At 70.0% G+C, this 21547-nt stretch carries 17 protein-coding genes; 12 read left to right on the top strand and 5 right to left on the bottom strand.

Annotated elements, in window-relative coordinates; translation table 11 throughout:
* The first annotated feature begins 2 nt into the window (after positions 1–2).
* Positions 3–1547 carry an acyl-CoA mutase large subunit family protein gene (locus ACZ5RK_RS06030; RefSeq protein ID WP_464908432.1) on the top strand — a complete coding sequence of 515 codons (1545 nt, stop codon included), beginning with the start codon at positions 3–5 and terminating at the stop codon, positions 1545–1547.
* Positions 1548–1550: 3 nt separating this feature from the next.
* Positions 1551–1937 (top strand): nuclear transport factor 2 family protein, encoded by a 387-nt coding sequence (locus ACZ5RK_RS06025; RefSeq protein WP_464908431.1) that lies wholly within the window; start codon positions 1551–1553, stop codon positions 1935–1937.
* Positions 1938–1969: 32 nt separating this feature from the next.
* Here the strand turns inward: ACZ5RK_RS06025 and acs are convergent, their stop codons facing one another.
* A complete protein-coding gene (gene acs / locus ACZ5RK_RS06020; RefSeq protein WP_464908430.1) occupies positions 1970–3916 on the bottom strand; it encodes an acetate--CoA ligase in 1947 nt (648 codons plus the stop codon).
* Between the two features lie 128 nt (positions 3917–4044).
* Here acs and ACZ5RK_RS06015 point away from each other — a divergent pair, with 128 nt between their 5' ends.
* The 10 genes from ACZ5RK_RS06015 (at position 4045) to ACZ5RK_RS05970 (ending at position 17725) form a co-directional block, all read left to right on the top strand.
* Positions 4045–6576, top strand: a complete 2532-nt coding sequence (locus ACZ5RK_RS06015; RefSeq protein WP_464908429.1) for an AMP-binding protein — start codon at positions 4045–4047, stop codon at positions 6574–6576.
* On the top strand, positions 6554–8437 hold the full coding sequence (locus ACZ5RK_RS06010) for an acetate--CoA ligase (RefSeq protein ID WP_464908428.1): 1884 nt from the start codon (positions 6554–6556) through the stop codon (positions 8435–8437). The genes ACZ5RK_RS06015 and ACZ5RK_RS06010 overlap by 23 nt, the downstream gene beginning before the upstream one ends.
* Positions 8438–8728: 291 nt before the next feature.
* Complete coding sequence (locus ACZ5RK_RS06005; RefSeq protein WP_464908427.1) at positions 8729–8977, top strand: DUF4212 domain-containing protein; 249 nt, start codon at positions 8729–8731, stop codon at positions 8975–8977.
* A 9-nt stretch (positions 8978–8986) separates the two neighbouring features.
* Positions 8987–10729: a sodium:solute symporter family protein gene (locus ACZ5RK_RS06000; protein ID WP_464908426.1), complete on the top strand. Its 1743-nt coding sequence runs from the start codon at positions 8987–8989 to the stop codon at positions 10727–10729.
* A 58-nt stretch (positions 10730–10787) separates the two neighbouring features.
* A complete protein-coding gene (locus tag ACZ5RK_RS05995; RefSeq protein ID WP_464908425.1) occupies positions 10788–11153 on the top strand; it encodes a hypothetical protein in 366 nt (121 codons plus the stop codon).
* Positions 11113–12858 carry a DUF294 nucleotidyltransferase-like domain-containing protein gene (locus ACZ5RK_RS05990; RefSeq protein ID WP_464908424.1) on the top strand — a complete coding sequence of 582 codons (1746 nt, stop codon included), beginning with the start codon at positions 11113–11115 and terminating at the stop codon, positions 12856–12858. The genes ACZ5RK_RS05995 and ACZ5RK_RS05990 overlap by 41 nt, the downstream gene beginning before the upstream one ends.
* Positions 12855–13031 carry a hypothetical protein gene (locus ACZ5RK_RS05985; protein WP_464908423.1) on the top strand — a complete coding sequence of 59 codons (177 nt, stop codon included), beginning with the start codon at positions 12855–12857 and terminating at the stop codon, positions 13029–13031. The genes ACZ5RK_RS05990 and ACZ5RK_RS05985 overlap by 4 nt, the downstream gene beginning before the upstream one ends.
* Positions 13028–15514, top strand: a complete 2487-nt coding sequence (locus ACZ5RK_RS05980; protein WP_464910043.1) for an ATP-binding protein — start codon at positions 13028–13030, stop codon at positions 15512–15514. The genes ACZ5RK_RS05985 and ACZ5RK_RS05980 overlap by 4 nt, the downstream gene beginning before the upstream one ends.
* Positions 15489–15842, top strand: a complete 354-nt coding sequence (locus ACZ5RK_RS05975; protein ID WP_054647787.1) for a response regulator transcription factor — start codon at positions 15489–15491, stop codon at positions 15840–15842. The genes ACZ5RK_RS05980 and ACZ5RK_RS05975 overlap by 26 nt, the downstream gene beginning before the upstream one ends.
* Positions 15839–17725, top strand: a complete 1887-nt coding sequence (locus tag ACZ5RK_RS05970) for a 3'-5' exonuclease (RefSeq protein WP_464910042.1) — start codon at positions 15839–15841, stop codon at positions 17723–17725. The genes ACZ5RK_RS05975 and ACZ5RK_RS05970 overlap by 4 nt, the downstream gene beginning before the upstream one ends.
* Here ACZ5RK_RS05970 and purD read toward each other — a convergent pair.
* From purD to ACZ5RK_RS05950, 4 genes are read right to left on the bottom strand one after another with little or no spacing between them, the layout of a single operon-like run.
* The gene (gene purD, locus ACZ5RK_RS05965; RefSeq protein WP_464910041.1) at positions 17715–18968 is read right to left on the bottom strand and encodes a phosphoribosylamine--glycine ligase; all 1254 of its coding nucleotides are present in this window, start codon (positions 18966–18968) and stop codon (positions 17715–17717) included. The two genes, ACZ5RK_RS05970 and purD, sit on opposite strands and share 11 nt — an antisense overlap.
* Positions 18965–19858 carry a phosphoribosylglycinamide formyltransferase gene (purN, locus tag ACZ5RK_RS05960; protein ID WP_464910040.1) on the bottom strand — a complete coding sequence of 298 codons (894 nt, stop codon included), beginning with the start codon at positions 19856–19858 and terminating at the stop codon, positions 18965–18967. Before purN ends, purD begins: the two co-directional genes overlap by 4 nt.
* Entirely contained in the window at positions 19859–20758 is a 900-nt protein-coding gene (locus ACZ5RK_RS05955; RefSeq protein ID WP_464910039.1) for an MBL fold metallo-hydrolase, read from the bottom strand.
* Positions 20752–21546 carry a fumarylacetoacetate hydrolase family protein gene (locus ACZ5RK_RS05950; protein ID WP_464910038.1) on the bottom strand — a complete coding sequence of 265 codons (795 nt, stop codon included), beginning with the start codon at positions 21544–21546 and terminating at the stop codon, positions 20752–20754. The genes ACZ5RK_RS05955 and ACZ5RK_RS05950 overlap by 7 nt, the downstream gene beginning before the upstream one ends.
* Position 21547 lies beyond the last annotated feature (1 nt).

Below are 21547 nucleotides of genomic sequence, written 5' to 3'. Positions count from 1 at the left end.
GCATGGAAGGTCTTTTTGAGTCCTTGCCGGAAGGCTACCGGGAGAAGCTGGGCCGTCCGGGGGAGTACCCCTTCACCCGGGGCATCTACCCCCGGATGTACCTGGAAAGGCCCTGGACCATGCGCCAGTACGCGGGCTTCTCCACCGCCGAGGAGTCCAACGCCCGCTACCGCTACCTCCTCTCCCAGGGCCAGACAGGGCTATCCGTGGCCTTTGACCTCCCCACCCAGCTCGGCCTAGACCCCGACCACCCCATGAGCGTGGGGGAGGTGGGGCGGGTGGGGGTGTCCATCGCCACCCTGGAGGACATGAGGAGGCTCTTTGACGGGATTCCCCTGGACCGGGTCTCCACCAGCATGACCATCAACGCCCCGGCCATGATGCTCCTCGCCCTCTACCTCCTGGTGGCCGAGGAGCAGGGGGTGCCTTGGGACAAGGTCTCGGGCACGGTGCAAAACGACATCCTCAAGGAGTACTTCGCCCGGGGCACCTACATCTACCCCCCTGGGCCCTCCATGCGCCTCGTGACCGACATCTTCGAGTTCTGCGCCGAGCGCGTCCCCAAGTGGAACACCATCAGCATCTCCGGCTACCACATCCGCGAGGCCGGGGCCACCGCCGCCCAGGAGATCGCCTTCACCCTGGCGGACGGCAAGGCGTACGTGCGGGCCGCCCTGGAGCGGGGGTTGGAGGTGGACCGCTTCGCCCCCAGGCTCTCCTTCTTCTTCGCCGCCCACGGGGACATCTTTGAAGAGGCGGCCAAGTTCCGGGCAGCGCGGCGCCTCTGGGCCCGGATCATGCGGGAGGAGTTTGGGGCCAAGGACCCCAGAAGCTGGATGCTCCGCTTCCACACCCAGACCGGGGGCTCCACCCTCACGGCCCAGGAACCCTTGAACAACGTGGTGCGCACCGCCTACCAGGCCCTGGCGGCGGTGCTCGGGGGCACGCAGAGCCTCCACACCAACGCCTACGACGAGGCCCTGGGCCTCCCCACGGAGAAGAGCGCCCTCCTCGCCCTAAGGACCCAGCAGATCCTGGCCCATGAAAGCGGGGTGACCCGGGCCGTGGACCCCTTGGGGGGGAGTTTTTACGTGGAGCACCTCACCGAGGCCCTGGAGAAGGAGGCGGAAAGGCTCATCCGGGAGATTGACGCCCTGGGGGGCGCGGTGGCCGCCGTGGAGGCGGGTTACTTCCAACGGGCCATCGAGGAGTCCGCCTGGCAGTTCCAGAAGGAGGTGGAAGAGGGAAAGCGGGTCATCGTGGGGGTGAACCGCTTCGTTGACCCGCAAAGCCCCCTGAACGAGCCCGTCCCCGTGCAGCGCATTGACCCCGGGCTCCACGAGAGGCGCAAGCGGGAGGTGGCCGCCTTCAAGGCGGGGCGGGACGGGGAGAGCGTAAGGGTCGGCCTGGAAAGGCTAAGGGAGGCGGCAAGGGGCCAGGAGAACCTCTTCCCCTACGTCCTCGAGGCCTTCCGCCGCCGGGCCACCCTGGGGGAGGTCTGCGGGGTCTTAAGGGAGGAGTGGGGGGAGTACCAGCCCGGGAGGTAGAGGATGGAAGGCGAGGCCGAGCTCTGGGACTTCTTGGAGCGGCACCTCAGGAGCATCTACGAGGGGGACCCCGAGGGCTACCGGGCCACCACCCACGAGGACCTCTCCCTCTACGAGTGGTTCGTGGCCCCTCACCGCTTAGACGGCCTTCCCTTCCACCTCTTCATGACGGAAAGGCGCTGGGCCACCCGGGGAAGGCCCTACCGCCTGGACCTCCTGGAGAGAAGGCTTCAGCGCTACGGGGACGTGGCCATCTTCAGCTACACCCTCCTCCTCACCGTGGAGGAAGAGGAGGGGCTAAGGCACCGGGCGGTGAACGAGAGCCGGGTGGCGGTGCGCTTCCCCGAGGGGTGGAAGGTGGTGCACGTCCACAAAAGCCCGGCGGGGTGAGGCCACCCCGCCACGGGCGGCGTCCGTGGGGCTTAGGAGCCCTGCTTCAGGCGCTCCACCACGGAGCGGTCCTCCAGGGTGGAGGTGTCCCCCTTGATCTCCTGCTCCCCGGCGGCGATCTGCCGCAGGAGGCGGCGCATGATCTTGCCCGAGCGGGTCTTGGGCAGGGCGTCGGTGAAGCGCACCTCGTCGGGGCGGGCAATGGGGCCGATAACCTTGGCCACGTGGGCCTTGAGCTCGTCCCGTAAGGCCTCCGAGGGAGCGTACCCCTCCTTCAGGGTCACGAAGGCCACGATGGCTTCCCCCTTCACGGGGTCGGGCCTCCCCACCACCGCCGCCTCGGCCACGGCGGGATGGGCCACCAGGGCCGACTCGATCTCCATGGTGCCCAGGCGGTGCCCGGCCACGTTCAGAACGTCGTCCACCCGGCCCTGGATCAGGTAGTAGCCGTCCTTGTCCCGCCTGGCCCCGTCCCCGGTGAAGTAGACCCCGGGGTGCTGGCTGAAGTACTGTTGCAGGAAGCGGTCAGGGTCGCCCCATACGGTGCGGAGCATGCTGGGCCAGGGGCGGGTGATGCAGAGGTGGCCGCCCTCCTCGGGGTTTTCCACGGGGCGGTGCTGGCCGTCCAGGATCTCCGGCTTCACCCCGAAGAAGGGCTTCCCGGCGTGCCCCGGCCTCATGGGATGGACCCCGGGCAGGGTGGTGATCATGATGCCCCCCGTCTCCGTCTGCCACCAGGTGTCCACGATGGGGCAGCGGCCCTTGCCGATGACGTTGTAGTACCAGAGCCAGGCCTCGGGGTTGATGGGCTCGCCCACGGTGCCGAGGAGTCTTAAGGAGTCCAGGCGGTGCTTGAGGGGCCACCCTTCCCCCCACTTCATGAAGCTGCGGATGGCGGTGGGGGCGGTGTAGAGGATGGTGACCCCGTACTTGTCCACCACCTGCCAGAAGCGGTCGGGCTCGGGCCAGTTGGGGGCCCCCTCGTACATCACCGTGGTGGCCCCGTTCAAGAGGGGCCCGTAGACCACGTAGGAGTGCCCGGTGATCCAGCCCACGTCGGCGGTGCACCAGTAGACGTCCTCGTCCTTGAGGTCAAAGACCAGCTTGGTGGTGTAGTAGACGTAGGTCATGTAGCCGCCCAGGGTGTGCAGGACGCCCTTGGGCTTGCCGGTGGAGCCGGAGGTGTAGAGGATGAAAAGGGGCTCCTCCGCCTCCATGGGCTCCGCCTCGCACCGGTCCGAGGCGGCCTCCATGAGCTCGTGCCACCAGTGGTCCCGCCCCGGAATCCAGGGCACCTCCTCCCCGGTGCGGCGCACCACCACCACGTGCTCCACGCTCCTGGCGTCCTTCAGGGCCTCGTCGGCGTTCTGCTTGAGGGGGACGATCCCGCCCCGGCGGTAACCCCCGTCGGCGGTGATGAGCACCTTGGCCTCGGCGTCCTTGATGCGCTCGGCCAGGGCGTTGGCGGAGAAGCCCCCGAAGACCACGGAGTGCACCGCCCCGATGCGGGCGCAGGCCAGCATGGCGATGGCCGCCTCGGGGACCATGGGGAGGTAGATGGTGACCCGGTCCCCCTTCTTTACCCCCAGGCCCTTGAGGACGTTGGCGAACTTCTGCACCTCGCGCCAGAGGTCGTAATAGGTGAGGACCCTTTCCTCCCCCGGCTCCCCCTCCCAGACGAGGGCCGCCTTGTTGCGGCGCCAGGTCTTCACGTGGCGGTCCAGGGCGTTAAAGGCCAGGTTGGTCTTCCCCCCCACGAACCACTTGGGGTGGGGCAGGTCCCCTTCCAGGACCTTCTGCCAGGGCGCAAACCAGTGGAGCTCCGAGGCCACCCGTCCCCAGAAGCCCTCGGGGTCCTCGAGGCTTTCCCGGTAGAGCCTCTCGTACTCCTCCTCGCTTCCCATGTGGGCCTGCTTCCGGAAGGCCTCGCTGGGGTAGAACACCCGCTCTTCCTTAAGAACGCCTTCAATCCGGTCCATACCCCCTCCTTTGCCCCTGAGGATAGAAGGGACCTTCCCCTGGGGTCAAGAAACCGGGGGTTTTTCACCATGTGCCAAACCCCCCGTTTCTTGACAGGGGGGGCGGCCCTCACGGAAGATGGGCCCAAATGGCCAGGAAGCGGAGCCTTTCCACGGTCCAGGCCGCCTTGCGCATCCTCGCCTACCTGGCCGAGCACCCCGAGGGGGTGGAGGTCAAGGAGGTGGCCCGCCTCCTGGGGAAAAGCCTCTCCAGCGCTTACGCCCTCCTCAACAGCCTCGCCGAGGAGGGCTTCGCCGTGAAGACGGAGCGGGGCTACCGGCCGGGCAAGGCCAAGCCCGTCCCGGCCCAGGCCCCCCCGTTGGAGGAAGCCCTGGAGGAGCTCTACCTGCGCACCCGGGAGCGGTGCTACCTGGCCCTCATCACCCCCGAGGGGGTGCGGCTCAAGACCCGGGGGCGGCAGGGCCAGCCCCATCCCCTGGGGGAGGTCCTGCCCGAGGAAGCCCACGCCTTGGCCCTGGGTAAGGTCTTCCTGGCCCACGGGGCCCTGCCCCTTCCCCCCTTGTGCCCCCGCACCCCCTACACCCTCACCGAGCCCCTGGCCCTGGAGGAGGAGCTCAAGCGGGTGCGGGAGTCGGGCCTGGCGGTGGAGATGGAGGAGTACGCCCCGGGGCTTTCCGCCCTGGCCGCCCCCCTCTTCGGCCCCAAGGGGGAGCTCCTCGGGGCCCTGGGGGTGGTGGTGCCCGCACGGCGCTTCCCCTTCGCCTTCAGCCGCCTGGCCCGGGCCCTGGCGGAGGTGGCCCAGGTCTCCCCCCACCTGCCCCCCCCGGAGCCTCCCCCCCTGCCGCCCCCGGTGGAGGTCCACGCCCCTCAGGAGGCAGTGGAGGCCCCTCCGACCCTGGTGGCCCAGGCCAACCTGAGGGATTTCCAGGAGGCCTACCGGCAAAGCCTCGAGGACCCCGAGGCCTTCTTCGGGGAATGGGCCCGGGCCTTCGCCTGGGAGAAGCCCTGGGACCGGGCCTACGACCCCGAGGGGCGCGCCTGGTTCGTAGGCGGGCTCACCAACGCCGCCCTAAACGCCCTGGACCGCCACCTGCCGGAGAGGGCCCAGCAGGTGGCCCTCCTCACCCTGGACGGGGAGGGCACCCTGGCCAAGTGGACCTACCGGGAGCTTTGGGACCTCTCCGCCCGCCTGGCCGGGGTCCTGAAGGCCCTGGGGGTGGGCCCGGGGGACCGGGTGGCCCTGTACCTGCCCACGGGCCTCGAGGCCGCCCTAAGCCTCCTGGCCCTGGCCCGCCTGGGGGCGGTGCACGTGGCCCTGCCCGTGGGCCTGGGCCCCGAGGCCCTGAGGGCCCGCCTCCTCGCCTGCCAGGCCCGGCTTTTGATCGCCGCCGACGGCCACTACCGCCGGGGGCAACTCGTCCCCTTGCGCCCCGTGGTGGAGGCGGCCCTCTTCGGGCTGCACCTGCCCGTCCTCTGGCACCTTCGGGGCACCACGGAGTTCCTGGAACGGGCCACGGAGGGCAGGCCCGAGGAGGCCCATCCCGTCCCCTCGGACCACCCCCTCTTCCTTCTCTACACCTCCGGCTCCACCGGCACCCCCAAGGGGGTCCTCCACGGCCACGGGGGGTACATGGTGGGGGTGGCCTGGGCCCTGCGCCACCTCTTTGACTTGAAGCCCGGGGAGGTCTTCCACACCACCGCCGACCTCTTCTGGGTGGTGGGGCACTCCTTTGGCCTCTATGCCCCCCTCTTCCTCGGGGGAACCAGCCTCCTCCTGGAGGACCGCCCCGACCACCCAAGCCCCGCCGCCTTCTACGAGCGCCTAAAGCGCCTGGGGGTGGGCCTCCTCCTCACCTCCCCCACCCTCCTCCGCACCCTCCGCCGCCACGGGGAGGCCAGGCCCACGGAGCTCCGCCTGGTGGGGAGCGTGGGGGAGGCCCTGGCCCCCGAGGTGTGGCGCTGGACCCGGGAGCACCTGGCCTGGCCCCTGGACAACTGGTGGCAGACGGAGCTGGGGGCCCCGGCCCTGGCCACCCCCCTCCCCCTCCCCGCCAAGCCGGGGTACGTGGGGGTGCCCCTGCCGGGGGTGGAGGCCCGGGTGGTGGACGGGGAAGGCCGGATCCTGCCCCCCGGGGAGAAGGGGCATCTGGTCCTCCTGCGCACGGGACCGGCGCAGATGGTGGGCCTTTTGGGCGGGGAAAGCCCTTGGAAAGGGGGGCTCTACTGGACGGGGGACCTGGCCGCCATGGACGAGGAGGGGTATTTCCGCATCCTGGGCCGCAGCGACGAGGTCATCAAGGTGGGGGAGGCCAGGCTCGGCACCGCCGAGGTGGAGGCCGCCCTCCTCACCCACCTCCATGTGGCGGAGGCGGCGGCCGTGGGGGTGCCGGGGGAGGAGGGGGAGGAGATCGCCGTCTTCGTGGTGCCGAGGAAAGAGGTGCCCGAGGAGCTCAAGCCCCTCCTGGCGGAAAAGCTCAAGGCCCACCTCCTCCGCCACCTGGGACCCTTGCCACCCCCCAGGGTCTTCTTCACCGAAAGCCTCCCCCGCACCCGGAGCGGCAAGATCCTCAGGCGGCTTCTGAAGGCCGAGCTTTTGGGCATGGACCCGGGGGACACCTCGGGACTGGAGGAAGGATATGGCGGTGGAAAAGCTCCTTAAGGGCGAGGAACGGCTTTGGGCCCCCGAGGCCCTGCGGCAAGGGGCCAACCTCGAGGACTTCTGGGCGGAGTACCGGCGAAGCCTCGAGGACCCCGAGGGCTTCTGGGGAGCGTGGGCGAGGCGCTTTTACTGGGAAAGGCCCTTTGAGAAGGTCCTGGAGTGGAACCCCCCTGAGCACCGCTGGTTCCTGGGTGGCACCACCAACGCCGTCTACAACGCCCTGGAGCGCAACGTGGAAAGGGGCCTGAGGAACAAGGTGGCCCTCCTCTACCTCGCCGAGGACGGCGGCGAGCGGAAGCTCACCTACGGGGAGCTTCTGGACCGGGTGCGCCGCCTGGCCACGGGGCTTAAGCGGCTTGGGGTGGGCAAGGGGGACCGGGTGGTCATCTACATGCCCCTCACCCTGGAAGGGGTCCTGGCCATGCTGGCCACGGCCTACCTGGGGGCCATCCACAGCGTGGTCTACGCCGGGCTCGGGGTTTCGGCCCTCCGGGAGCGCATCCTGGACGCCGGGGCCAAACTCCTCATCGCCGGGGACGTGGGCTTCCGCCGGGGCAAGGGGGTGGACCTCCGGAGCATCGCCGAGGAGGCCATCCGGGACCTCCCCCTCCAGGTGGTCTGGTTCCAGCGGGCGTACAAGGCGGAGCTTCCCCCGGGCCACCACGACTTTGAGGAGCTCCTTTGGGATAGCCCCCCCGAGGCCCGGGCGGAGATGGTGGAGGCCGAGCACCCCCTCTTCATCCTCTACACCTCGGGCTCCACGGGGAAGCCCAAGGGGGTGGTCCACGTCCACGGGGGGTACATGGTGGGCACCACCTACCACCTCCGCGCCTTCTTTGACGTCAAGGACGAGGACGTCTTCTGGGCCACGAGCGACATCGGCTGGATCGTGGGCCACTCCTACATCGTCTACGCCCCCCTCCTGGAAGGGGTGACCAGCCTCCTCAGGGAAGGCGCCCCCGACTACCCCGACCCCGGGGCCTTCTGGCAGGCGGTGGAGCGGTACCGGGTGAACGTGATGTTCACCGCCCCCACGGCGGTGCGCATGTTCATGCGGTTTGGCCCCGAGTGGCCCAAGAAGCACGACCTCTCCTCCTTACGCCTCGTGGCCGTGGCCGGGGAGCCCTTAAACCCCGAGGCCCTGCGGTGGGCCTACGAGCACCTGGCGGGAGGGGGCAGGCGGGGGTTCGTGGCCGACAACTGGTGGCAGACGGAGCTCGGCGGCCCCACCCTGGGAACCCCCCTCACCCTCCCCGCCAAGCCGGGATACGCCGGGGTGGCCCTGCCGGGGGTGGAGGCGGAGGTGGTGGACGAGGAGGGAAGGCCGGTGCCCCCGGGGAAGGGCGGGCTCCTGGTCCTCAAAAGGCCCTTCCCCCACATGATGCGCACCGTCTGGGGGGACCACGAGCGCTACCTCCGGTACTGGCGGGAGGTCCCGGGAGGGGTCTACGCCGCCGGGGACGTGGCAAGCCGGGACGAGGAGGGCTACTTTAGCGTCCTCGGCCGGGCGGACGACGTCCTGAACGTGGCGAGCCACCGCATCGGCACCGCCGACGTGGAAAGCGCCCTAGTCTCCCACCCCGCCGTGGCCGAGGCCGCCGTCATCGGCATCCCCGACCCCTTGAAGGGGGAGGCCATCAAGGCCTTCGTGGTCCTAAGGCTCGGAAAGACGCCCTCCGAGGAACTCAAGGAGGGCCTCATCCAGCACGTGCGCCGGGAGCTCGGCCCCATCGCCACGCCTCAGGAGGTGGTCTTCTTGGACAAGCTCCCCAAGACCCGCTCCGGGAAGATCCTGAGGCGGCTTCTCAAGGCGAAGGAGCTGGGCAAAGACCCCGGGGACCTCTCCACCTTGGAGGAGTGATCCCACCCCATGCTGGCGGGGGTCCCGGCGGGAGGTTCCTTTGGGGCTTCCCCGGGCCGGCAGGGCGGAGGAAACCGGAAGCAAGGGTGTGACCCTCCCCGCCCGGGTTTGGGCCGCGGGCGGGGGCCTCTTTGCGGCCCAGGGCCTTTAGGGAAAACCCCTCCTTTTGCGCATGCCCGCAAAGCCAAGGTTTCTTGACAGGCCCCTCATGCTTCCCTAAGATAGCCGCCAACCGCGAGGGAAACCGTCTCTGGGAAGCCTTCGGGCGTTTCCCGCGCGGGGGAGGGAGTTATGGAGAAGCTGGAGGCATACTGGAAGGCCAACACGTCCCTGATCCGAAATCTCCTCATCGCATGGGCCCTGGTTTCCTACGTCTTTGGCATCCTCCTGGTGGAGCCCTTGAACGGGATCCGCCTGGGAGGGCTTCCCTTGGGTTTCTGGTTCGCCCAGCAGGGGAGCATCTACGTCTTCGTGGTCCTCATCTTCTACTACGCCTGGAAGATGGACCAGCTGGACCGTCAGTACGACGTGCACGAATAGGAGGCAACCGTGAGCGTTGAAGCTTGGACCTATCTCCTTGTAGGCCTCACCTTCGCCCTCTACATCTACATCGGTTACGCCTCGAGGGTGCGGGAGACCGCCGGGTTTTACGTGGCCGGCCGGGGGGTGCCCGCCATCGCCAACGGGGCCGCCACCGCCGCCGACTGGATGTCCGCCGCCAGCTTCATCTCCATGGCGGGCCTCATCTCCTCCATGGGGTACGACGGGGCGGTCTACCTCATGGGCTGGACGGGCGGTTACGTCCTTCTGGCCCTCCTCCTTGCCCCCTACCTCAGGAAGTACGGCAAGTACACCGTGCCCGACTTCATCGGAGACCGCTACTACTCCAACACCGCCCGGGCGGTGGCCGCCATCGCCACCATCTTCATCTCCCTCACCTACGTGGCGGGGCAGATGCGGGGTGTGGGCATCGTCTTCAGCCGCTTCCTGCAGGTGGACATCGCCACCGGGGTCATCATCGGGGTGGCGGTGGTGGCCTTCTTCGCCGTGCTGGGGGGCATGAAGGGCATCACCTGGACCCAGGTGGCCCAGTACACGGTGCTGATCATCGCCTACCTGATCCCGGCCATCGCCATCGCCAACGTCCTCACGGGCAACCCCATCCCCCAGCTGGCCTTCACCTTCAGCGATCTGGTCCAGCGCCTGAACCAGATCCAGGTGGACCTGGGCTTCACCGAGTACACCAAGCCCTTCCAGGGCAAGCCCATGATTGACATCCTGGCCATCACCCTGGCCCTGATGGTGGGCACCGCCGGCCTCCCCCACGTGATCATCCGCTTCTACACCGTGCCCGACGTGCGCTCGGCCCGCTACTCGGCGGGGTGGGCCCTTCTCTTCATCGCCCTCCTCTACACCACCGCCCCCGCCCTGGCGGCCTTCGCCCGCTACAACCTGATCTCCACCCTGAACGGGAAGACCCTGGAGGAGGTGCGCCAGATTGACTGGGTGGCCAAGTGGGAAAAGACCAAGCTCCTGGCCTTCGTGGACAAGGATGGGGACGGCAAGGTGACCATCGCCCCGGGGCGGGCCTTCGCCCTCAAGGGGGGCCGGCCCGACTTCAACACCCCTGACGAGAAGAGCAGGAACGAGGTCTACATTGACAACGACATCATCGTCCTCTCCACCCCGGAGGTGGCCCGCCTGGCCCCCTGGGTGATCGCCCTGGTGGCGGCAGGCGCTCTGGCAGCGGCCCTTTCCACGGCGGCCGGCCTGCTCCTGGCCATGTCCAGCGCCATCTCCCACGACATCTACTACCGCATCTTCCAGCCCAACGCCACCGAGGCCCAGCGCCTGCTGGCGGGCCGCATCGTCATCCTCCTGGCGGTGATCCTGGCGGGCTACTTCGGCGTCAACCCGCCGGGCTTCGTGGCCCAGGTGGTGGCCTTCGCCTTCGGCCTGGCAGCCTCCAGCCTCTTTCCCGCCATCCTGTTGGGCATCTTTGACAAGCGCATGAACCGCGAGGGGGCCATCGCCGGCATCCTGGTGGGGCTCATCTTCACCGCCACCATGATCGGGATGATGCGGGCTCCCCAGATCTTCGGGGCTCCCGCCCCGGTGATCCCCAACCTCTTCGGCATCAGCGCCGAGGGCGTGGGGGTCATCGGCATGCTCCTCAACTTCCTGGTGGCCTACCTGGTCTCCCGGGCCACGCCCCCGCCCCCGGAGCACATCCAGCACCTGGTGGAGGAGGTCCGCATCCCTAAAGGAGCGGGCGAGGCGGCGGAGCACTGAGAAGAGGGGGGGCAAAAGCCCCCCGGCTTCCCCTCCAGCCGCTATCCTGAAGGAGCCCATGGCCCTTCTTTACCTTAGGTTTTATCTGGGAAGCCTCCTCCTCCTCTTCGGCTTTTACCTGACCGGCCACTACCTCCTAGGCCTTGCCTTCCCCACCCCCAGGACCCTCTTTCACATCGCCTTGGGAGCCGGGCTGGGGGTGGGGCTTGGGGTGCTTTACCACCGCCTCTGGCCCCTCCCGCCCCCGGGGCTCGGCCGGGTGGTGCGGCTTTTCGTCCTCCTGCCCCCGGCCTTCATGCTGGGGATAGGGCTTCTCATCCTGCTCCAGGCCCAGGTGGCCCTGCACCTCCTCGTCCCCCTCCTGGCCTGGCTCACCCCCGCCTATGGACCCCCGGACGGTACCGCCCCTGAGCGCCCTTCCTGAAGGGGAGCGGGAGGCCCTCCTCCGGGAGGCCCGGGAAGAGGCCCACCCCCAGGGGACCCGCTTCCTGGAGCAGGAGGGGGCTTTGGCCCCGGCCCTCTACCTGGTGCTGGAGGGGCAGGTGGCCCTCCTGGACGGGGAAGAGGAGGTGGGGACCCTCGAGGCCGGGGAGTTTTTCGGCTTCCCCTCCCTCCTCTCCGGGGAACCCCCCGCCTTCAGCGTGGTGGCCAAGACCCCGGTGCGGCTCCTCGTCTTCCCCGAGGGGGCCTTCCGGAGGCTTCTCCTTTTCCCCGAGGCCGCCCGCTTCTTCGGCCAGGGCCTGGCGGACAGGGTGCGGCTCCGGGCGGCCCCCGACCTCTCCCTCTTCAGCCCGGTGGGCAGGCTGGTCAAGCGCCCGCCCGTCTTCATAAGCCCTTCGGCCAGCGTCCAGGAGGCGGCCTTAAGGATGCGGGCGGAAGGGGTTTCCAGTCTGCTGGTGGAGGGAAGCCCCTTGGGCATCCTCACCGACCGGGACCTGAGGAACCGGGTGCTGGCCGAGGGCCTTCCCCCCACCACCCCCGTGGCCGAGGTGAGGACCGCGCCCCTCTTCGCCCTTCCCGCCGACACCCCCATCTACGAGGCGGTGGCGGCCATGGTGGAACGGGGGATCCACCACCTGCCCCTCCTGGAAGGGGAAAGGGTGGTGGGCGTGGTCACCCACACCGACCTGGTCCTCCACCAGGCCCAAAGCCCCCTCCTGCTCCTAAGGCGCATAGAGCGCCTGGAGCTTGCGCGCTACGCCGAGGAGGTGGCCCGGCTGGTGGAGGGGCTCTTCGGGCGGGGCCTCGAGGGGGTGGAGATCGGCCGGGTGGTGGCCTCCTTGAACGATGCCCTCATCCGCCGCCTATTGAAGGAAGCCGAGGCCGCCCTGGGGCCGCCCCCCGTGGCCTACAGCTTCATGGTCTTCGGCTCGGAAGGGCGGAGGGAGCAGGCCCTCCTCACCGACCAGGACAACGCCCTGGCCCTGGGGGAAGGGGGCCACGAGGCCTACTTCCAGGCCCTGGCGGAGCGGGTGGTGGGGGGGCTCCTCAGGGCGGGCATCCCCGAGTGCAAGGGGGGGTACATGGCCACCCGCTGGCGCCTTCCCCTCCCCACGTGGCTGGAAACCTTCCGCAAGTGGATGGAGGCCCCCGAGCCCCAGGCCCTCCTGGAAACCCAGATCTTCTTTGACTTCCGGGGGGTGGCGGGGGAGCTTTCCCTAAGGCCCCTGGAGAAGGCGGTCCTGGAGGGCAGCCAAAGAGGGGTCTTCCTCTACCACCTGGCCCAGGCGGCCCTGGCCTTCCGCCCGCCTCTGGGCCTTTTCGGCCGGGTGCGCACGGAGGAGGGCTTTTTGGACCTCAAGCGCCACGCCCTTGCCCCCATCGTCTCCTTGGCCCGGCTCTACGCCCTCCTGGCGGGAAGCCCCGCCCGGGGCACCCTGGAGAGGCTCAAGGCGGCGGGCGGGGCCACCCTGAGCCAGGAGGGGGCCGGGCGCCTGGCCGAGGCCTTCCGCTTCTTCTTCCACCTAAGGCTTAAGCACCAGCTCCTCGCCTGGCAGAAGGGCGAGGCCGTGGGCAACCGGGTGCTCTGGGCCGCCCTAAGCCCTGGGGAAAAGCGGCAGGCCCTGGAGGGCTTCCGGACCATCCAAGAGATCCAAGAAAGCACCGCGAGCCGCTTCCAGCTGCGATGAAGGAAAAGGCCTTCGCCCTCTTCCTGTTGGCCCTTTTGCTCTTCCTCCTGCCCCTAGAGCTTTTCTTCCCGAGACCCCAAGGCCCCTCGGGGCTTCCTCCCCTCTACCTCTACCTCTTCGGGGCCTGGGGCCTGGTGGTCCTTCTGGCCTACCTCCTCTTCCGCAGGCCATGAGCCCTCCCCTTCTCCTCCTCAGCCTCTTCCTCTACCTGGGCTTCCTCTTCCTGGTGGCCCTGTGGGGGGAGGGGTGGGGCCGGGCCCGGGCCCAAGGGCCCTGGGTCTACGCCCTCTCCCTGGCGGTCTACGCCACCGCCTGGACCTTTTTCGGGAGCGTGGGCCGGGCGGCCACCCAAGGGGCGGGCTTCCTGCCCATCTACCTGGGTCCCACCCTGGTCCTCCTCCTCTGGCCTTTCCTCCACGGCAGGCTCTTGGAGCTGGCCCGGGCCCACCGCCTCACCTCCTGGGCGGACTACCTGTTCCTCCGCTACGGCCACCCCCTCTTGGGAAGCCTGGCGGCGGGCTTTCTGGCGGTGGGGCTCCTCCCCTACCTCGCCCTCCAGCTCAAGGCCATCGCCCAGGCCTTCCTCTTCCTGAGCGGGGAAAAGGCCCCCTTGCAGGACGTGGCCCTGCCCACGGCCCTCCTCCTCGCCCTCTTCGCCGTCCTCTTCGGCACCCGCCGCCTGGACCCCTCCGAGCGGCACCAGGGCCTGGTGCTGGCGGTGGCCTTTGAGTCCCTGGTGAAGCTCCTGGCCTTCCTCCTGGTGGGGGCCGCGGTCCTCCTTCTCCTGGGAAACCCCTTCCCCAAGGCCCTCTCCCGGCCCGACCTCCTCCCCCTGCTCCTCCCCCCGGAGGGGGTTTCCGGCCACCTGGCCTGGGGAGCCCTGGTGGTCCTCTCGGGCCTGGCCTTTTTGTTCCTGCCCCGGCAGTTCCACGTGAGCGTGGTGGAGAACGTGGACCCCCGGCATCTTCCCCACGCCGCCTGGGCCTTTCCCCTCTACCTTTTCCTCATCAACCTGCCGGTGGTGCCCCTGGCCCTTTGGGGACGGCTTTCCCTTCCCCAGGAAGACCCCGACCTCTACGTCCTGGGGCTGGCCCTGGAGGTGGGACCCTCCCTGGCCCTCCTGGCCTTCCTGGGCGGGGTCTCCGCCGCCACGGCCATGGTGGTGGTGGAGGGCCTGGCCCTTTCCATCCTCGTCTCCAACCACCTGCTCTCCCCCCTGCTCCTCCGCTTCCGCGCCCTGGGAAGCCTCCTCTTCTGGCGCAGGCTCACCATCTTCGCGGTGATGCTCCTGGCCTACCTCTACTTCCGTTTGGCGGGGGAGGCCTACGCCCTGGTGGGGATGGGCCTCCTCTCCTTCGCGGCGGTGGCCCAGCTCGCCCCTCCCGCCCTCCTGGGCCTCTACTGGAAAGGGGCCACGGCCCAAGGGGCCCTGGCGGGCCTCCTGGGGGGCATGGCCCTCTGGGCCTACACCCTCTTCCTCCCCGCCCTGGCCCGTTCGGGCTGGCTCCCCCAGGCCTTCCTCCAGGGCCCCCACCCCCTCCTCCACCCCGAGGGGCTTCTGGGGGTGAGGGGGTTGGACCCCATCACCCACGGCTTCCTGGCCAGCCTCCTCCTGAACCTGGGCCTGACCCTGGGGGTCTCCCTCCTCACCCGGGGGGCCGCCCCCAAGGAGGGGCGCACGGGAGAGGTGGAGGAGCTGGCCGCCCTCCTCCGGCGGGTGCTGGGCCTCGAGGCGGAGGAGGCCTTCCGCCGGCAGGCCCAAGGCCTTTCCGGCCCGGAGGCGGCGGCCCGGGCCGAGGCCCTCCTGGCGGGGGCGGTGGGGCCGGCCACGGCCCGGCTCCTCCTCCTCTCCGCCACCCGGGAGGCCCCATCGGAGGCCTTGCTGGAGGCGGCCCGGGAGTCCAAGGAGGTGCGGGCCTACGCCAAGGCCTTGGAGGAGGCCAGGAGGGAGCTTTCCGAGGCCTACGAGCGGCTCCAGGCCCTGGACCAGGCCAAGGACGAGCTCCTTTGGGCCGTGGCCCACGAGTTCAAGACCCCCCTGACCTCGGTGCGGGCCCTGGCGGAGATCCTCAAGGCCCACCCCGACCTCCCCGAGGAGGAGCGCCGCCGCTTCACGGAGCTTTTGGCCAAGGAAGCCCTCCGCCTCTCCCGCCTGGTGGAGGAGGTCCTGGCCTACACCCGCCTCCAAGGGGGCCTGCCCCTCCGCCTGGAGCCCACGGACCTGAAGGCCCTGGCCGGGGAGGCCCTGGCCCTGGCCGAGCCCCTGGCCCGGGAAAAGGGGGTTACAATGGAGGTCCACCTGGAGGAGGTCCGGGCCCTCACCGACCGGGACCGGGTGCTCCAGGTCCTCCTGAACCTCCTCCACAACGCCCTACGCCACGCCCGAAGCCGGGTGCGCCTGGAGCTTGGCCAGAAGGCGGGGGAGGCCCTCTTCCGGGTGGGAGACGACGGCCCCGGGGTGCCCGAGGCCTTGCGGCCCCGCATCTTTGAGCCCTTCCGGAGCTTCGCCGGGGGCGCGGGGCTCGGGCTCTTCCTGGCCCGGAGGCTCGTGGAGGCCCTGGGAGGGCGGATCTGGCTGGAGGAAGGGGAGGGGGCCGTCTTCGCCTTCGCCCTGCCCTTGGAGGTGGAGCGTGCGGATCCTGGTGGTGGACGATGAGGAAAGCATCCTGATCCCTCTGGAGTTTCTCCTGAAGAGGGCGGGGCATGAGGTGGCCCTGGCCCGCACGGGGGAGGAAGCCCTGGCCCACCTGGAGGCCCTCCCCCCGGACCTGGTGGTCCTGGACCTCATGCTCCCCGGCCTGGACGGCTTTGACGTCCTGGAACGCATCCAAAGGCTTTCCCGTAGGCCCAAGGTCCTCATCCTCACCGCCAGGAACCGGGAGGCCGACCGGGCCAAGGCCAAGGCCCTGGGAGCCGAGGCCTTCATGGCCAAACCCTTCGGCATCCAGGAACTCCTGAGCAAGGTGGAGGAGCTTCTAGGATGAGAAACGCCCTCCGCTTCCTCGGGGCCCTGCTCCTGGGGCTTTTGCTCCTGGGAGGCGCCGTGGGGCTAGGCCTCTTTCTCCTCCTCCAGGGGGAGGAGGCCCTGGCCCGGGAGCTTTCCCGCCTGGCCCGGGAGAGGCTTCCCCTTCTCCTCTTCGCCCTCCTCCTCTTCCTCATGGTCCTGGCCGCCCTGCTCCACCCCCTTTTCCTGGGCTACCTGGTGGCCACCCGGGCCCTGGGGCAGGAGGCCCTGGCCCTTCTGGCCAACCCCGGCCACCGCCTATCCCTAAGAGGCCCCCTGGAGCTTCAGGCCCTGGCCCGCCTCATCCAGCGCCTGGCCGAGGAGAGGGCCGCCTTGGAAAAGGAGGTGGCCGCCAGGGTGGCCGAAGCCAAGGCCCTCCTGGAACGGGAGCGGGGCGTGCTTTCCGCCCTCATCGGCCACCTGCCCCAAGGGGTGGTCCTGGCCAACTCCAAGGGCCAGGTCATGCTCTACAACCCTCCGGCGCGGCGGCTTCTGGGGGAGGGCCTGGGGGTGGGGAAGAGCCTCTTCGCCCTCCTGGACCGGGGGCTTTTGGTCCACGCCCTGGGGCTTCCCGGGGAGCGCTTCCTCACCCAGACCCGGGCAGGGCCCCTGGCCCTTAGGGCCCTGCCCCTCCAGGGAGAGGAGGGCTTTTTGGTGATCCTGGAAGAGCCCCCGGGGGAAGGGGGCCTGGAGGAGGCCGCCCTCCACCGCCTGAAGGACAAACTGGCCGGGCTAAAGGCCCTGGTGGAGCTCCTGGAGGCCGAGGCCCAGGAGGCCCGCCCCCTGGCCCAAGCCGCCCGGGAAGCGGCCCTGGAGCTGGCCCGGCTCCTCCAGAACCTCAAGCCCCCCTCGGGGGCGGCGGAGGTCCTGGCGGAGGACCTCCTGGCCCTCCTCTCCCAAGCCCTGGAGCGGGAGGCGGGGGTCCACCCCGGCCTGGCCCTGGGGGAGGAGGCCCGGACCCTCCTGGTCCGGGCGGACACCTACGCCCTGGCCCGGGGCCTGGCCGCCACCCTGAAAGAAAACGAGGAGGTCTTCCTGGGGGCGGAGGGGGAGGGCGGCCTCCTCCACCTCACCCTCGCCTTCCCCCACCCCGCTCCCCCACCCCACCCCCTCCTCAAGGAGGCGGTGGAGAAGGGCGGGGGAAGCCTTTGGGCCGAGGGAAGCCGCCTCCACCTCCTCCTCCCCGCCCGCAAGGCCCCGAGGCTCTCCCTGCCCGAAGGCCCCCCGCCCCGGGCCGAGGTCTTTGACCTCTCTCTCCTCCAGGTCCCCGAGGCGCTGGAGGAAGCCCCCTTGGAGGGCCTCCTCTACACCGCTTTTGACCTGGAGACCACGGGGCTGGACCCGGCCAAAGACGCCATCCTCGCCCTCGGGGGGGTGCACGTCCTGGGGACCAGGGTCCTCCGCCACGAGGTGTACGAGGCCCTGGTGGACCCGGGCCGCCCCATCCCCAAGGCCTCCCAGGAGGTCCACGGCCTCACCTGGGAGATGCTCCGGGGAAAGCCCCGGCTGGAGGAGGTGCTGCCCGCCTTCCAGGCCTTCATAGAGGACACCGTCCTCCTCGCCCACAACGGGGCCTTTGACGTGGCCTTCCTCAAGCGGGCGGGGATAGACCACCCTCCCCTGGTGGATACCCTCCTCCTCGCCCACCTCCTCTTCCCCGACCTCGAGGACCACCGCCTGGAAACCCTGGCGGAGCGCTTCGGGGTGCCCGTCTTGGGAAGGCACACCGCCCTGGGGGACGCCCTCATGACCGCCGAGGTCTTCGTCCGGATGGTCCCCCTCCTAAAGGAGAGGGGGCTCCGCACCCTGGGGGCGGTGCTCCGCGCCTGCGGGAGGCTCCCTTTGGCCAGGCTCAGGTACTGAGGCGGGCCAGGGCCCTCCGGCCGATGTCCCGCCGGTACACCGCCCCGGGAAAGCCCACCCGGGGCACGAAGGCGTAGGCCCGCTCCAGGGCCTCTCCCAGGTCCCTCCCCAGGCCCACCACGTTCAGGACCCGCCCCCCGGCGCTCACCAGGCGGCCCCCTTCCCTCCGGGTCCCGGCGTGGAAGACCAAAACCCCTTCCGGGGGCTCGGGGAGGTGGAGGGGGATCCCCTTCCTGGGGTTTTCGGGGTAGCCCGGGGCGGCCAGGACCACAGAGGCCGCCGCCCCTTCCCTCCAGGAAAGCCTCGTCCCCGCAAGCCGCCCCTCGGCCACCTTGAGGGCCAGGTCCACCAGGTCGTTCTCCAGAAGGGGGAGGACCGCCTGGGCCTCGGGGTCGCCGAAGCGGGCGTTGAACTCCAGGACCTTGGGGCCCTCACGGGTGAGCATGAGCCCAGCGTAGACCACCCCCCGGTAGACCACCCCCTCGGCCCGGAGGCCCCGGACCAGGGGCCAGAGGATCTCCTCCTCCACCCGCCTCAGGGTGGCCTCGTCCATGGGGTAAGGGGCCACCGCCCCCATCCCCCCGGTCATGGGGCCTTGGTCCCCGTCCAGGAGGCGCTTGTGGTCCTGGGAAGGGAGGAGGGGCAGGACGGTCTCCCCGTCGGTGAGGGCCAGGACCGTGGCCTCCTCCCCCTCCAGGTACTCCTCTACCACCACCTCCCCTCCTTCGGGACCGGAGAGGAGGTTGATCACCGCCTGCTTGGCCTGGTGCAGGTCAAGGGCCACCGTGACCCCCTTCCCCGCCGCGAGCCCCGAGTCCTTGACCACGATGGGCGCCCCCACCTCCTCCAGGTACTCCAGGGCCTCCAGGGGCTCCTGGAAGACCCGGTAGCGCGCCGTGGGGATGCCGTAGCGCTCCATGAGGCTCTTGGCGAAGGCCTTGGAGCCCTCAATCATGGCCGCCTTCTGGGTGGGGCCGAAGACCAGGAGGCCCCGGGCCTGGAAGGCGTCGGCGATGCCCTCCACCAGGGGCGCCTCGGGGCCCACCAGGGTGAGGTCTATCCCCTCCGCCAGGGCCCAGTCCGCCAGGGCCTCCACGTCCCCGTTCCAGGGGACGAGCTCGGCCAGGGCCTCCATGCCGGCGTTGCCGGGGGCGGCGTAGAGCCTCTCCACCCGGGGGCTCTGCGCCGCCTTCCAGAGGAGGGCGTGCTCCCGCCCCCCGCCTCCCACCACCAGAACCCTCATAGGGAGGATTCTACCCGGTGGAGGCTCGCCTCCACCTCCCGGCGCACCGCCTCCGGGAGGGAGGCTACCTCGGCCCTCAGGGCCGGGTGGTCCTGGGCCAGGAGGTGGGCGGCGAGGAAGGCCCCCCTGCCCCACTCCCCTCCCCGGCCCAAGAAGGCCGGGCTCGCCAAGGCCTCCCTCCCCCAGGCCCTGAGGAGGGCCCAGGCCCGGAGGTAGAGGGGCTTCTCCCGCGGGGAGAGGGCCTGGAAGGCCCGCGCCGCCTCCTCTCCCAGGAGGCCCTCAAGCCCCTCGGGCGGGGGAAAGGCGAGGCCCAGGAGGAGGAGGGCCACGGCCCGGGGGTGGAGGCGGTGCTCCAGGTGTAGGACGCGGGCCTCGAGGACCGCCTCCGTGTCCCCGGGCAGGACGGGCACCCGCCCCTGGAGGAGGATGGGCCCGGTGTCCATCCCCTGGTCCACGAAGTGCACCGTGGAGCCGGTCTCCCTCTCCCCGGCCTCCAGGACCCTCCGGTGGACGTCAAGCCCCGGGTAGTCGGGAAGGAGGGAGGGATGGATGTTGAGGAGGCGGCCGTACCAGGCCTCCACGAAGGCGGGGGAGAGGAGGCGCATGAATCCGGCGAGGAGGACGAGGTCCACCCTCCGTTCCTCCAGAAGCCCCAAAGCCTCCCCCTCAAAGGCCCTCCGCCCCCGCCAGGGGAGGGCCTGGGCCTCTATCCCTCGCCTTTTTGCCCGCTCCAGGGCCAAGGCGGAGGGGTTGTCCGAGACCACCAGGACCACCTCCCCCAAGGGGTGCCCCTGGGGGAAGGCCTGGAGGAGGGCCTCGAGGTTCGTCCCCCTCCCGGAGGCGAAGACGGCCATCCGGGCCCTCCGGCCCAGGGGAAAAGGCCAGACCATCTACCCCTCCAAGGCCTCGGGGTGGTGCTTCTGCCAGTAGCGCACCAAACCCTGGAGGTTCATATAGGGGGGGTCGGCGAGCTCATAAAGGCGCATGCCCGCCTCCTCTACCCCCGCCCTTCCCAAGCCCTCCCGCCAGTAGGCCTCAAAGCGCCGGGTCATCTCCTCCTGGGAGAGCCCCTCCTTTAGGCGGTGGAGCACCCAGCCCGCCCAGGCCTCCAGGGTTTCCCTCAGGGCCTGGAGGTGGGCCTCCACGTCCCCATAGGCCCCGAAGTGGGTGAGGTAAAGGGCCTCGGGGCGCAAGGCCAGGAGACGGTCCAAGGAGGCGTACCAGCTCTCCAGGTGGATGTCCGGGGGCGGCGTGGGGGGAAGGACGGGTCCCGGGGCGATGCGCACCCCGGCGATGTCCCCGGCGAAGAGGAGGCCCTCCACCAAGTAGGCGTGGTGGTGGCTGGCGTGGCCCAGGGTCTCCAGGGCCTGCACCCTGACCCCACCCACCTCCACCCTCTCCCCATCGGCCAGGACCCGGACCCTTTCCGGGGGAATGCCCCTAAGCTCCCCCCAGAGGGGCCTGAGCATGGCCCCGTAGATGCGCTCGGCGGAGGCCAGAAGCCTCGAGGGGTCCACCAGATGGGGGGCCCCCTTGGGGTGGACGTAGACCGTGGCCCCGAGCTCCGCCAGGCGCCAAGCGGCCCCGGCGTGGTCCAGGTGGATGTGGGTCACGAAGACGTGGCGCACCTCCTCGGGGGCCACTCCCCGCTCCCTGAGGGCGGAAACCAGGCGGGGATAGGTGCTCTCAGGGCCCGTCTCTATGAGGAGGGGGCCTTCCTCGGTCCTGAGGAGGAAGCTGGCGATGACCCGTTCCGCTCCCTGAAAGCCGAGATCCAAGACCTCTACCACGGCCTCTCCTCCTTGGGGCCGATGCGGGTGTGGAGGGTGCCGATGCCCTCCACCGCCACCTCTATCCGGTCCCCGGGGCCTAGCGCCCCCACCCCGGAAGGGGTGCCGGTGAGGACCACGTCCAGGGGCTCGAGGGTCATGAAGCCGGAGATGTGGGAGAGGATCTCCGCCACGCTGAAGATCATCTGGGAGGTGTGCCCCTCCTGGCGGAGCTCCCCATTGACGTAGGTGCGCACCCAGGTGTCCTGGGGATCCAGGTCGGTCTCAATCCAAGGGCCCAAGGGGAGGAACTTGTCGGCGCTCTTGGCCCGGACCCACTGCAGGTCCTTCTTCTGGGCGTCCCGGGCGGTGATGTCCACGGCGATGGTGTAGCCCAGGACGTGGTCCAGGGCCTTTTCGGGGGGGACGTCCCGCATCCGGTCCCCCACCACCACCGCAAGCTCCCCCTCGTAGTGGAGCTCCTGGGTGAAGAAGGGGTAGGGCACGGCGTCCCCCGTGTTCCCGGGGTCCCTGGGGTTGGCGGGGTGGGCCAGGGCGTTGGGTGCCTTCAGGAAAAGGCCCGGCTCCTTGGGCAGGTCCTCCCCGAAGTCGTGCCCCATCTCCCGGATGTGCTCCTTGTAGTTCCGCCCCACGCAGACGATCTTGCTGGGGGTGGCGGGCACCAGAAGGCGCACCGAGGCCAGGTCGTACCGCCTGCCCGTGGGGTTGCCCCCGGGGGCGTCCGTCTCCAAGACCAGCTCCCCTTCCAGAATCCCCCAGCGACCCTCGTTGAAGCGCAGGATCTTCATG

The sequence above is a fragment of the Thermus kawarayensis JCM 12314 genome (assembly GCF_055393575.1).
The sequence above is the reverse complement of the archived record's forward strand: the minus strand, read 5'-3'. Positions and strand labels throughout refer to the sequence as shown.